Below are 13360 nucleotides of genomic sequence, written 5' to 3' on the forward strand. Positions count from 1 at the left end.
ATCAAGGCACCCGCGCATCCGTGAAAACCAATGTTTATTTGTCGCTAAAGCACAACGCTTTTATCAGGGAAGAGACACGACTTATAGGCATCAACATGTTCCAGCACTCACACCTGCTTAAACAAAAAAAGCAGAAGTTACATATCCATCCAATATTCAAACATATAAATACCCTTCCAAAGTTGCAGTACTTTATGGAAAACCACGTATTCGCCGTGTGGGACTTCATGACACTCACCAAACGCCTGCAACATGACCTCACCGGTATGCGCCTGCCCTGGTTACCGCCAACGGACCCGCAAGCGGCTCGCCTGATCAATGAGATCGTATTGGGCGAAGAGTCGGACGCGTATCCCGGCCATGGGCACGGCAGCCACTTCGAGTTGTACCTGGAAGCCATGCGTGAAGTCGGCGCGAGCACGGCGAACATCGAGCGGTTCGTCAGCCTGCAGCGTGACGGCAACGATGCAGAAACGGCCCTGCAAAAAATCGACATCCACCCGTCCGTGGCCCGGTTCGTCAGAAGTACCCTGCAGGTTGCCCTGGACGCACCGACGCACTGCGTGGCGGCTGCCTTTCTCCACGGGCGCGAGAGCGTCATCCCGGCGATGTTCAAGCGCATCCTGGAGGAGTGCGAGGTGCTCCATCGCCAGGCGCCCACCTTCTGCTACTACCTCAAGCGCCACATGGAGATCGACGCCCAGGAGCATGGCCCGGCGGCAACGCAATTGCTGCAACGCCTTACCCTCGGCGACCCAAGCCGCGAGCAGCAAGCCGACAGTTGCGCCCTCGGCGCCGTGGAAAGCCGCCTGGCCTTATGGGATGGGTTGCATAGGTGCCTGCCGGAGATGAGCGCATGAACCCTGCCGACTACCGCTCATTTGCCGACGACTGGGAGCGCCGCGCGACCATCCGCACACGCCCGCGGCGGCGGCTGGAAAACGATCAGAAACTGATCTACCCCCTGAGCCGACAGCCTCTGGTGCTGAGCGCGACCTTTATCGACCAATGCCCGCAGTGCCGTGATTTTGTCTTGCTGCAGACGTTCTACAAGTTCATCAACGACGTGGTGATCTTTGAAACCGAGATCGTCGACAAGACCGCCCGCAGCATCGCCAAGAATCGCTTTTCGGTGCCCTTCCCGCTTGCCTGTCGCTACGACGCCATGACCGTGGTGGTAGACGAGGATTACCACGCCCTCGTCGCCCTCGATTTCATGCAACAGACCATCGAGATGACCGGGATCCCACCCCTTGAACTACCCGCGCAAATCGAGCTGAGCCGCGCCTTGCCTGCCGCACTGGCGCTGGCGCCCGAGCACCTGCGCGATGCCGTGGAACTGATTGCCGTGGCCATCGCCGAGAACACCGTGACCCATGACGTGGCAGCGTTTTCCAAGGACGACAGTGTCAAGCAATCCATCCGTGGGTTGATGGCCGACCACTTGTTTGACGAGGGCCGCCACGCGCTTTTCTGGACGCGCCTGGTGCGTATTTATTGGCAGTCTGCAGACGCCGCGGACCGCGACTGTATCGCCCGGATCCTGCCGGTTTTTCTCCAGCATTACCTGACCCACGACCTGCAGAAAAACTTCGACCTGCACTTGATCGAGCACCTGGATGTCAGTGACGGCACGCGCTCTGCGCTGCGCACTGAAGTGCAGGCGATGGGCTTTCCCATTACCCACCAGCACCCGTTGATCGGCAATATCATGGGCTTCCTGAACCACAGCGGCCTGCTGCAAACGCCGAGTGTGGTTCTGGCGCTGGATGCCTTTCTTGCGGCGCCAGGAGGGCACCCATGAGGCACCTGAAGATTGGGCTGGCGGGCTTCAGCGCGGCGCTGAATGAACTGGGTGAGACATTGGCGCAATACGGTCATGGGGTGGTGCGAGCACAGGATGTCACCCACCTAGTAGACCTGCTGATTGATGACGGTAGCGAGGAGGTTCCGCCCGGCGTGACGTGCACAGCCTTGATGAGCCTGCGCGTGGGTATGGGAGCGTTGACCGACTGTGGATTGCCGGCCCTGCAGCTCAGGTGTTACGCCCACTCACGGCGACTCCTGACAACCCTGGAGGTTGCCGGAGAAGCCTGTGGCAATGGTCAACGGCTGCGTCAACACGCAGTAAGCCGCCTGGTGGAGTGGGTAGCCCAACAGGTGAGTGGGTTCTCCCGGGACCCGGGCTATTTCTCGCAGGCGGCCGTCGCCTCTGATGATCCGGAACACGGCCTGCAAGCGCTTGCATCCCTGGCGTACCTGCATCGTTTTAACCTGACGGCCGATTTGGTTCTGCAGCAGCAAGCCCAGGTACCCCTGATCGAACGATTGGAAAACAGTCTGCAAACCTTCGCCGACCGGCCAGCGTTGAACATTGCCGGCAGCGGGCTGACTTACCGGCAGTTGCATCGCCAGAGCCTGGCTATCCAGCACCGTCTACGACCTCTGCTTGGGTCCCACGACATACCGCCGGTAATCGGCGTTTGCCTGGGCAAATCCCTGGAGCTGTACGCCAGCATTCTCGCGGTACTCGCCTGCGGTGCGGTGTACCTGCCCCTGGAGCCGGGCCACCCGCTGCAACGCCAGCAAGCGATGCTGGAAAACGCCGGCGTCTCGGTGCTGCTGGATGATGGCAAGCATCCACTGCGGGACGGGTTTTGTGCATTGGATGTGAGTGCCGTCGACACTCCCGACACCTCGCTGCCAATGCGCCAGCGCCCCGCCATGGACGACCCTTGCATGGTGCTCCACACCTCGGGCACTACCGGCCACCCCAAGGGCGTGCTGCTCAGCCAGCACAACCTGGCCCATTTCAGCGCCTGGTTCGGGGGTCATGTGCAGCTGAGCGAACACAGCCGGGTCTTGCAGTTTTCGCCCTTGAGTTTTGACTCGTCCCTGATCGATATCTTCCCGAGCCTGATCGCGGGCGCCGAGCTGATCGTGCCCAGTGAGGACCAGCGACGCGACCCGCAGCAACTGGTGGAGTTGATCCGACAACAGCGCGTCACCCACGCCTTCCTGCCGCCGGCGCTGCTGAGCATCCTGCCGCTGGATCAACCCCTGGGCCTGGCGCACCTGATGACCGGAGGCGACGTGTGCGAGCCCTATGTCAACGAGCAGTTGGCAGGCCAGTGTTGCCTGCACAATTTCTACGGGCCCACCGAAGCCACCGTGCTGGTGACCAGCCACACGTTGCAGCCGGGCGACAGCAATCGCAACCTCGGCACGCCCATCGCCAACAGCCAGGTACTGATCCTCGACGAGCACCTGCAACCGGTGGATGAGCAGGTGTTGGGCGAACTGTACATCGCCGGTCCCGGCGTCAGCCTGGGTTACCTCAACCAGCCGCGTCAGACCGCCGAGCATTTCGTCCCCCTGGAGTTGCCCGACGGCCAGACCTTGCGGGCCTACCGCACAGGCGACCTGGCGAAGTGGACCGCTGCCGGCATCGAGTTGGTCGGGCGCCGGGATCAGCAGGTGAAGATCCGTGGGTTCCGGGTCGAACCGCAAGAGATCGAACATTGCCTGCGCAGCAGTCAGCTGTTTCGCCAAGTGGCGGTGGTGATTGACCGTGAGCGGCGAATCCTGGCTTTTGTTGCTCAGCCCGAAACACAAGACGCCCTGCCTGCACTGACGCAGCATGCCCGGCAAACACTGCCGGACTATTTGCGGCCAACCCTGTGCACGGAACTTGCGAGCATGCCGTGCACCCCCAACGGAAAGGTCGACCGCCAGGCATTGCTGGCGTTACCGACTCCAACGCTGCCGGCCATCATTCACGGCGAACCGCACACGCCCATGCAAGTGCAGTTGCTCAACCTGTGGAGCGAGTTGCTGGGCATGCCGGTCACGCAGCTGTCGGCCGACGAGAGCTTCTTCAATCTTGGCGGCCATTCCATCCTGCTGTCGACGATGCTGCTGCGTATCCGCGAGCAGTTCGGGCGCAGCCTCTCCCTCAGCCGGTTTTTTGAAACCCCCACGGTTCGTACCCTCGCTACGCTGATGGGGGACGACGCACCACCCGAAGCACCGACCGGCCAGGCTACCCGGGATGCGCTGCGTGAGCTGCATGTGCAGACATTGCCGGCTGAACAGGCGGGCGAACGTCGCCGGGTGATCGTGACCGGGGCCAACAGTTTTCTCGGGGTGCATATCGTCGAGGCACTGTTGGCCGAGGGTGCACTTGAAGTGGCCTGCCTGGTGCGCGAACGGCCCGGACATTCGGCGACCGCGAGGTTTGCCGAGGCCCTGCGAGAGTACCGTCTGGAACACCTGGACCTGAGCCGGGTGCAGGTGTATGCCGCCGACATCAGCCAGCCGCGTCTTGGCTTGTCGAGTGAGGTGTATGACTACCTCGCCGGGGAGTTCGGCGTGTTGGTGCACAACGCCGCCCACGTCAATCATGTGATGGATTACGCCACCCTGGCCAAGGACAACGTCGAACCGGTGCTGGAATGCCTGCGCCTGTGTGAAACCCGATGCAAGAAGGTCTTCAATTTTATCTCGACGCTGTCGGCCGCCAGCACTATCGACGCACATGGCCAGGTACTCGAAAACCCCGCCGCGGCCACCCCGCCGCTCTACATCCAGAATGGCTACAACCTGTCCAAATGGGTTGCCGAACGCTTGCTGGGACGCGCCGCAGCGCAAGGTGCCTGGGTCAATATCCATCGCCCGGGGAACATCAGCTTCAACAGCCGCAGCGGAGTCTGCGAGCCACAGAAGAATCGCCTGATGTTGATGCTCAAAGGTTCACTCCAACTGGGCCTGGTGCCGCACCTTGAGTTGAATTTCGACCTGATGCCGGTGGACTTTCTCGCCCGGTTTATTGCGTTCCACAGCAGCCGCTGCCGTGCTGGAGGGACGGTGTTCAACCTGCATAACCCGCAGCCCCTGAGCTGGGAAACCTACGTCGACGCCTTTCGCCAGGCAGGCCACGCATTCGAGCTGGTGAGCGTGGCTCACTGGCAACGTCACCTGCACACAGTGGACAGCCGCAATGCGCTGTTCGGCGTACTGGGCTTCTACCTCAATGGGGTGGGCGAGGACATCGGCGATACCTCGATGATCCGCCATGACAACGCACGACGCGGCGTCGAGCAGATGGGCGGACGCTACCCCGAAAAAAATCCGGCGCTGTTACGCAAGGGCTGCGAGTACCTACGCAGCACCGGTTTCCTGTGACCAGGCTCTCAATTGAAGGAAGACCTTATGAAACCCGATACGTTGATTCGCAACCCTTGCGCCAAACCTGTGGTGTCCTCAGTTGTGGTTGCCTGTGATGCCGCCGGTGCGTGGGCGGTGGTCGGTGACTTTGGCGGATTTGATCGATTCATCCCCGCCTTGTCCCACATCGAAATCACTGGTGCGGGCGCGGGATCGCTGCGCAAGAAGTTCTTCCACGATGGAAATCTGGTAGTGGAGCAACTCAACAGCCGCGACGAGCAGGCCATGCGCATGACCTGGACCACGATCTACAACACCTTGGGCGTAGCACGGTTGTGGGCCGCCATGGATGTCGAACCGTTGGGAGCAGGATCCTCACGGGTGACCTGGACGATCATCGCCGAGCCGGTTGAACCTGGCGCGGAGGGATTTGAGCCGTTTGTGCAGGCATTCGCCGATGGTGCGCTGGCGAATGTGCGAGCGATGTTTGGCTAAAGGAGACAGGAGCGAGCAGGCTCGCTCCTGTGTGTTCATCGATCAGATTTTGAAACTGTCGACCAACTGCTTCAGGCGGTTGGCCTGTTGAGACAAGGCGTCGCAATCCTTCAAGGTTTCGTTGAGGTTGGCCACGCCCTGCTGGTTCAGCAGGTTGATCTGGTTGATGTCGACGTTGAGGGTTTCCACCACGGCGGTCTGTTCCTCGGTGGCGGCCGCTACCGACTGGTTCATCCCGTCGATCTCGACGATCCGCTGCGTCACGCTGACCAGGCGTTCACCGGCCTGGTTGGCGACCTCGACGCTTTCTTCACTCGAGGTCTGGCTGGCGTTCATCGTGGTCACGGCCTCACGCGAGCCAATCTGCAGCGAGGTGATCATTTTGTGGATCTCTTCTGCCGACTCCTGGGTGCGGTGCGCCAGGTTGCGTACTTCATCCGCCACCACGGCAAACCCACGCCCGGCCTCACCGGCACGTGCCGCTTCAATCGCGGCGTTGAGGGCCAACAGGTTGGTTTGCTGGGAGATGCCTTTGATCACGTCCAGGATGTGGCCGATGTTGTCGGTGCTGGCGTTCAGGGTTTCAATCTGCGTGCAGGACAGGCTGATTTTTTGCGAAAGCTCCGACATCGCCAGGATGGTTTTCTCAACCACCTTGCGCCCATCATCGGCCTGCTCACTGGCACCGCTGGCGTGTTGCGAAGCATCAGCAGCGTTGCGCGCGATTTCCTGCGTGGCGGCCCCCAGTTCGTTGATCGCTGCGGCCACGCTGTTGGTGCGCGCGCTTTGTTCGTCGGAACCGATGATCGACGCATTGGACGAGGCCATTACTCGCTGGGACAGGTCGTGCACCTGGCGCGTCGCCGAGGAAACTTCGGAAATCGACGCGTGAATACGCTCGACGAATTGGTTGAAGGCACTGCCCAAGTCACCGAACTCGTCCTTGCTTTCCACTGTCAGGCGGCGGGTCAGGTCACCCTCGCCCTGGGCGATGTCCTGCATGGCGCGGCCCATGGTGGTCAGCGGGCGCATCAAGACCTGGATCAGGACGCTCAGGAACACGGCAATGGCGGCAACCGCAATGAACATGGCGATCAATGCCGAGGTACGGAACTTACCCAGCGGTGCGTAGGCTTTGTCTTTGTCGATCGACAGGCCGATGTACCAGTCGGCATTCGGCAACCCGCTGATCGGGGTGAAGGACAAAATCCGTTCCTGGCCATTCAAGACCACTTCCTGGCTGAGCTTCTCGATGCGCACGTTGGTGCCGGGATAGATGTCCTTGAGGTTCTTCATCACCTGGTCCTGGTCCGGGCTGACGATCACCTGACCATCACCGCTGACCAGGAATGCATGGCCGATGCCGCCGAAATCCACCGAGTTGATGATCTTCACCAGGGTTTGCAGGCTCAGGTCACCGCCGACCACGCCAAGCAGTTCGCCATTCTTTTTCACCGGCATCGCGATGGTCACGATCAGCCCGCCTACCGCAGCCATGTAGGGCGGTGTAAGCATGGTCTTGTCGGCTGCGACAGCTTGCTTGTACCAGGGACGCTGACGCGGATCGTAGCCATCGGGCATTTTGGCGTCGGGACGCTGGGTGAACACGCCGTTGGTGGAACCGACGTAGGTGAACTGGAAGTTGGAGGTAAATGCCGACTGGTCGACCAACCCCGGAAGATCGGCAGAGCTGCCTTGATGGGCCACGTTTTGCGCGAGGCTTTCCAGTACCAGCACCCGCCCGCTGAGCCAATTCTGCACGCTGCTGGCGGTGAGTTCACCGGATTGCTGAATGGACGACTCCAGGTTTTGCCGGATGGTATTGCGCTGCAAGTAGTCGTTGTAGAACGTGAATAACGCGAAGGCCAGAACCACTACGCCTGACGCGGCCAACAGAATTTTATGACTGAACTTGAGATTCATTTCATTGACTTCTTTTTGCCAAAAGGGGGTGAGCGTGCCGGATGCAACATTCCATGTAACGGTATAGGCAGACTCTGCGACTGCTCTATTTCGGTGCACGCATGGCTCGTCAGGCTTTCGGCCAAGGCAGGATAAATCTTAGGAATTTGTGAGAAGCATCTGCTTTTAATGTCAGAAACCGACCAGTGGTAGCGCTCTAACGTCAGGAGTTGCAAAATTTTTCAGGCTTGTCGACAATGCGACTAATTATCATTTGTGACGCTTTGCCAGGCCGTGTGAATGCCCTCATCCGAGTACGCAGTACAGACGCTTTACAGCAACCATCATGGCTGGCTGAACACTTGGCTGCGCAGCCGACTGGGTAACGCAGCGGATGCGGCGGACCTGGCCCAGGACACGTTCGTGCGGCTGCTGCAAAAAACCGAACGTTTCGAACTCAAGGCCCCTCGCGCTTTCCTGCGCACTATCGCGCGGGGCCTGGTGATCGATCATTGGCGTCGCGAAGAAATCGAGCGCGCCTACCTGGAGTCCATCGCGCATTTGCCCGAAGCCTTGGCGCCGAGTGCTGAAGAACGTGCGTTGATTCTGGAATTGCTGGAGTCCATCGCCCGGCTTCTGGACGGACTCAAGCCCAAGGTACGCAAGGCGTTTCTACTGGCTCAATGCGACGGCCTGACTTACAAGCAGATTGCGCAGCAGATGGGTGTATCACTGCGTTCGGTGGAACGCTATGTCGCCGAGGCGCTTTATCACTGTTATGTGCTGCGGTATGAGGCATGACCTCGATGGATAACACCGCGCGCGCAGGAATCGACCCGCAGGTGGTCAAGCAGGCCATCAGTTGGATGCTGCGCCTGCGTAACAATCGCGCCAATGTCCGCCTGAAGGCGCAGTGCGAGCACTGGCGCGAGGCTCATCATGAACACGAGTTGGCCTGGCAACGCGTGCAGGCACTGCAGCATGAATTAAGCAGCCAGTTGGCGGCGATTCCCGGGGCCCATGTGGCGCTGGAGAACAGTGCCCAGCGCCTTGGGCGCCGGCAGGCATTGAAGGTATTGTCCGGCGTGCTGTTGATGGGTTCGGCGGCCTGGGTCAGCCGAGACCTCACCGGCTGGCAGCGTTGGACCTCTGACCTGGCTACCACCACTGGCGAACGCCGTAGCGTGCAACTACCGGATGGCACGCGCCTGCAGCTCAATACCGATAGCGCAGTGGACCTCGACTTCAACCCGCAACAACGCTTGATCACATTGGTGCGCGGGGAAATCCTGGTGACCTGCGGCGCCGCGGCGACCGCCCCCCTGCTGGTTCGCACCCGCCATGGTTTGTTCGAAGGAATAGACGGGCGATTTGTGGTGCGCCAGGACAGCGATTGCACACGTCTGAGCGTCGCGTCAGGCAACGTGGCGATTCATTCACCGCATACCGCCGACGGGCTTTTCACTCAAGTGCATGCAGGAGAAAGCTATCTGGTGCGTCAGAATGCGGCCGCTCTGGCGCCGCCTTCGGATATGGATACAGGGGCCTGGGCCGACGGATTGATCGTCACCCGCAACATGCGTCTTGCCGACTTCCTGGCGGAGGTGGGGCGCTATCGCCATGGTTATCTGGGCTGCTCGAGCGATATCGCAGATTTGCGCTTGTCTGGTGTTTTTCGCCTGGAGGACACCGAGAAACTATTGGCGATCCTTCCGCAGACGCTGCCTGTGCGCCTGCGCTATCGCACGCGCTGGTGGGTGAGCCTGGAGCGTCAGGCCTGATTATTTTTGGCGTGCCTGATTTATTTTTGGCGGCTTTTTTCCGTGAGTCCGGCTTAGACAGTAAGCAATTCAATCTGCCTTCAGCGACCTCTACGGATCTCGATAATGACTGTGCGTTTTTTCAGCAACTCTCCCTCTTCCTACCCTTTGCTCGGCAAAGCCGTACGCGCAGCATTGCTGTCGACCACGATGGGCATCGGCTTGCTGCCAGTGGCCGGTGTCGCGGCTGATAGCGGGGTCGAACGTATCAGCCAGCGCTATGACATCCCGGCAGGCGCGCTGAGCGATGTGCTCAATCAGTTTGCCCGTCAGGCAGGCATCACCCTTTCCAGCACGCCTGCGCAGACTCAGGGCCGACAGTCTCCCGGGCTGCACGGGGAGTACTCGGCCGAACAGGGCCTGAGCCAATTGCTCAACGGCTCAGGCTTGCAGGCGCAGGCCCAGGACGACGTGAGTTTCGTGTTGCAGGTCCAGCCCGAGAGCGAGGCGCTGACCTTGCCGACCACCGACATCAAAGGCTTCGCCCTGGGTAATGCCCTGGGCAGCATGGAAGGCTACAACGCGACCCACAGCCAGATCGCCACCAAGACCAGTACCGCGCTGCTGGAAACGTCTCAGACGGTTTCAGTGGTGACCCGCGAGCAGATGGACGACCAAGGCTCGCAAACCGTTGCCCAGGCCATGCGTTACACCCCTGGCGTGCTGACCAACCCTTATGGCGCCACTCACCGCTATGACTATGTGGCGATGCGTGGTTTCAACGACGGTTCGGTGGATAACATCTACCTGGACGGTTTGAAATCCATGGGTGACAGCGGAACCTACAGCACCATGCAGGTGGACCCGTATTTCCTCGAGCGCGTAGATATCCTCAAAGGACCGTCATCGGTGCTCTACGGGCGCAGCTCGCCGGGTGGGCTGGTGGCGTTGACCAGCAAGAAGCCATTGTTTGAGCCATACCATCAGGTCCAGGCCACGATAGGTTCCCAAGGGCAGCGAGGCATGGGTTTCGACTTCAGCGGCCCGGTGGATGACGACAAGCGCATTGCTTACCGACTGACCGGGCTTGCAGACAAGTCCGACACGCAATTCGACCATGCCAAGGAAAAACGCTACGCGCTGGCACCCACCTTGAGCATCGACTTTACCGATGACACGTCCCTCACACTCCAGGCTTACCTGCAGCATGACCCCGACGGTGGCTACCACGGAGGCATGCCGGCAGATGGCGCGCTGCATCAGCGCAACGGCCAGCGGATCTCCAATCACTTCTTCGAAGGCGAACCGGGCATTGATGGGTACAAGCGTGATCAACAGTCGTTCGGCTATCAGTTCGAGCATCGCTTCAATGATGTTTTCACGACGCGGCAGAACTTTCGGTATCTGGACTCCAAGGTCCAGCTGGACCAGGTGTATGCCTATGGCTGGACCACGCCCACCAGTAATGAGCTGAATCGCTACTACTCAGGCGGTGACGAAAAGCTGCATGCGTTCATCATCGACAACATGCTGCAGGCTGAATTTTTTACCGGCGCGACCAAGCATACGGTGTTGATGGGGGCGGACTATCAGCGGCGCAAAACCGTCGTGGACTGGAGCAGCGGCTCTCTTGCGCCAATCAATGCGTTCAACCCGGTGTATGGCAATTCCGAGATCAGCTATTACAGCCCAACCAGTTATCTGCGCCGGCTCGAGCAGACCGGCGTTTACCTGCAAGACCTGATTGAGATGGACAAGTGGCGGTTCTCCCTCGGGCTGCGTCAGGACTGGGTTGAGACCTCCGATGAAAATCGCATTGCCGAAGCGGGACGACCGCTGGGCACAGAGATCAGTGATAAACGTACCAAACTGACCGGCCGGGCCGGAGCGCTCTACTTGTTTGATAACGGTCTCGCGCCCTACGTCAGCTATTCCGAATCCTTCAACCCGAACTCCTATTCGGACAGTGCCGGCAATCCCCTTGCACCTACCGACGGCACCCAGTGGGAAGTCGGCTTGAAGTATCAGCCGCCGGGTACCGACAATTTGTTCACGGCCTCGCTGTTCCGCATCGACCAGGAAAACCTGGCGACCAAACTGCCGCAGGAAAACTTCTATCGCGCGGTCGGCGCTGTGCGCTCCCAGGGCCTGGAGCTGGAGGCGCATATGCAGTTGACCGACCATCTCAAATTGTTGGGCAGCTATACCTTCACCGATATCGAGTATTCGAAGTCGATGGTCAGCACGCTGAGTACTGCGGACAACGTGATCGAGAACAAGGGGAACTCGCCGACGCAGGCGCCGCGTCATATGGCGTCGGTATGGGCAGACTACAAGTTCGATAGCGGCGCACTGGATGGCCTGCGACTCGGTGGTGGTGTTCGTTATGTCGGCTACAGCTGGGCAGATGCGGAGAACACCATGAAGGTGCCCGCCTACACGCTGTTTGATGCCTCGATGGGTTATGACCTTGGCAAGGTTGGACTGAAGGGTGTGGATGTACGCCTGAATGCCAACAACCTGACGAACGAGTCGTACGTGGCGTCGTGTGCCAGTTTGAACTTCTGCTACCTGGGTGAAGAGCGCAACGTCAGTGCGACGGTGAGCTACCAGTTCTAATCCCTCTCGATTCATACAAAGCCAGTTCCTGATTCCAGGCGCTGGCTTTGTCGTCTTTGCAGGAAATTTTTATGCGCGCATTGCTGGTTTTACTTCATCGCTACATCGGGTTGGCAACGGCGTTGTTTCTGATGATGGCGGGACTCACGGGCAGCCTTCTGGCGTTTAACCATGAGTTGGATGAATGGCTCAATCCCGGCTTTTATGGAGCAACGGCCAAAGGTTCGGCATTGCCGCCAGGTGAACTGGTGGACACGTTGCAGGGGCAGCATCCCAAACTGCAAGTCTGGTACATGGAGTATCCACAAGAGGCCGGTCATACCGCGATGCTGGCGGCAGTTGCGAGAAACGATCCGGCGACGGGCAAACCCTTTGAGGAGCCCAACCAGGTCTTTTACCTGGATCCGGTCAGCGGCGAAGAAATGGGCCGGCGCGTTTGGGGGGCTTGCTGCTTTCAGCGCGAGAACTTCATTCCGTTCATTCTGGAATTTCACTACAACCTGACACTGCCGGGCAATTGGGGTTTGTGGCTGATGGGACTGGTGGCGATCGCATGGGTGTTCGATTGTTTTATCGCGCTGTGGCTGACCCTGCCGAGAGGTAAACCGTTCTGGAAGAAGTGGTCCACGGCGTGGAAGATCAAGGGCGGCCACGCTTACCGGCTGAACTTCGACCTGCATCGTGCAGGCGGGTTATGGCTTTGGCTGTTGTTGCTGCCGATTGCAGTCAGCAGCGTCGCGATGAATTTGCCGAGCCAGGTGTTCAAGCCTGCTGTCTCGCTGTTCTCACCGGTTGAGCCTAGCGTCTATGAGGCCCGTGGCGGGTTACCCGCCGAGCAATTGGGCGTGACACAACTGAGTTATCAACAGGCCTATGAGCGGGCGCTGGAGGAAGGCAAGCGGCTGGGACTGACGGCGGCGATTGGAGAGCTTTACTACAGCTTTGAGTACAACTTTTATGGAGCGGGTTTTGGACAACATGACACCGAGGCCCATGGGAAATCCTGGTTGTTTTTCCACGGGACGGATGGGCGTTTACTGGGGCAGGAAATAGCAGGGCAAGGTACGTTGGGAGAGCGCTTTTATCGGCTGCAACTGCCGATCCATGGGGGCAGGATCATCGGGGTGACGGGTCAGGTGCTGATTGCGCTGCTGGGAGCTGTGATCGCGATGTTGTCTGCTACCGGGATCTATATATGGTGGCGCAAGTTAATGGCCAGGCGAAGCAGTAAGGCACGCAAAGGGTGAGCCGGTCCTAGTTGTTTGCCCAGCCCTTAAACGACAAAACCCCTGTCTGCGCTAGCAGACAGGGGTTTCGGAATTCAATCTTGACGATGACCTACTCTCACATGGGGAAACCCCACACTACCATCGGCGATGCATCGTTTCACTGCTGAGTTCGGGATGGGATCAGGTGGT

General features: G+C 59.5%; 9 protein-coding genes and 1 rRNA gene. 8 read left to right on the forward strand and 2 right to left on the reverse strand.

Going from position 1 to position 13360, the window contains the following annotated elements; genetic code table 11:
* The first annotated feature begins 95 nt into the window (after positions 1–95).
* Genes ACIOMR_RS18125 through ACIOMR_RS18140 form a run of 4 tightly spaced genes read left to right on the forward strand, consistent with a single transcriptional unit; the run spans position 96 to position 5661 of the window.
* Positions 96–860, forward strand: coding sequence for a DUF3050 domain-containing protein (locus tag ACIOMR_RS18125; RefSeq protein WP_134325511.1), 765 nt, complete (start codon positions 96–98; stop codon positions 858–860).
* On the forward strand, positions 857–1804 hold the full coding sequence (locus ACIOMR_RS18130; protein ID WP_401195594.1) for a diiron oxygenase: 948 nt from the start codon (positions 857–859) through the stop codon (positions 1802–1804). The genes ACIOMR_RS18125 and ACIOMR_RS18130 overlap by 4 nt, the downstream gene beginning before the upstream one ends.
* Positions 1801–5184 (forward strand): amino acid adenylation domain-containing protein, encoded by a 3384-nt coding sequence (locus ACIOMR_RS18135; RefSeq protein ID WP_401195597.1) that lies wholly within the window; start codon positions 1801–1803, stop codon positions 5182–5184. Before ACIOMR_RS18130 ends, ACIOMR_RS18135 begins: the two co-directional genes overlap by 4 nt.
* A 27-nt stretch (positions 5185–5211) precedes the next feature.
* The gene (locus tag ACIOMR_RS18140; RefSeq protein ID WP_401195600.1) at positions 5212–5661 is read left to right on the forward strand and encodes an SRPBCC family protein; all 450 of its coding nucleotides are present in this window, start codon (positions 5212–5214) and stop codon (positions 5659–5661) included.
* Between the two features lie 42 nt (positions 5662–5703).
* Here ACIOMR_RS18140 and ACIOMR_RS18145 read toward each other — a convergent pair whose 3' ends face one another.
* Positions 5704–7584 carry a methyl-accepting chemotaxis protein gene (locus tag ACIOMR_RS18145; RefSeq protein WP_003218243.1) on the reverse strand — a complete coding sequence of 627 codons (1881 nt, stop codon included), beginning with the start codon at positions 7582–7584 and terminating at the stop codon, positions 5704–5706.
* A 279-nt stretch (positions 7585–7863) separates the two neighbouring features.
* Between ACIOMR_RS18145 and ACIOMR_RS18150 the strand changes: the two genes are divergently transcribed.
* From ACIOMR_RS18150 to ACIOMR_RS18165, 4 genes are all read left to right on the forward strand, one after another.
* Positions 7864–8364: a sigma-70 family RNA polymerase sigma factor gene (locus tag ACIOMR_RS18150; RefSeq protein ID WP_008433614.1), complete on the forward strand. Its 501-nt coding sequence runs from the start codon at positions 7864–7866 to the stop codon at positions 8362–8364.
* Positions 8361–9344 carry a FecR domain-containing protein gene (locus ACIOMR_RS18155; RefSeq protein ID WP_003218246.1) on the forward strand — a complete coding sequence of 328 codons (984 nt, stop codon included), beginning with the start codon at positions 8361–8363 and terminating at the stop codon, positions 9342–9344. The genes ACIOMR_RS18150 and ACIOMR_RS18155 overlap by 4 nt, the downstream gene beginning before the upstream one ends.
* Before the next feature lie 105 nt (positions 9345–9449).
* Positions 9450–11942: a TonB-dependent siderophore receptor gene (locus tag ACIOMR_RS18160; protein ID WP_401195603.1), complete on the forward strand. Its 2493-nt coding sequence runs from the start codon at positions 9450–9452 to the stop codon at positions 11940–11942.
* Positions 11943–12013: 71 nt separating this feature from the next.
* On the forward strand, positions 12014–13189 hold the full coding sequence (locus tag ACIOMR_RS18165) for a PepSY-associated TM helix domain-containing protein (protein ID WP_401195605.1): 1176 nt from the start codon (positions 12014–12016) through the stop codon (positions 13187–13189).
* A gap of 78 nt (positions 13190–13267) precedes the next feature.
* Here the strand turns inward: ACIOMR_RS18165 and rrf are convergent.
* Positions 13268–13360 (reverse strand): 5S ribosomal RNA (gene rrf, locus ACIOMR_RS18170); the annotation flags it as partial.

Origin of the sequence: Pseudomonas sp. NPDC087814 (assembly GCF_044742865.1) — a bacterium.
Classification (GTDB): domain Bacteria; phylum Pseudomonadota; class Gammaproteobacteria; order Pseudomonadales; family Pseudomonadaceae; genus Aquipseudomonas.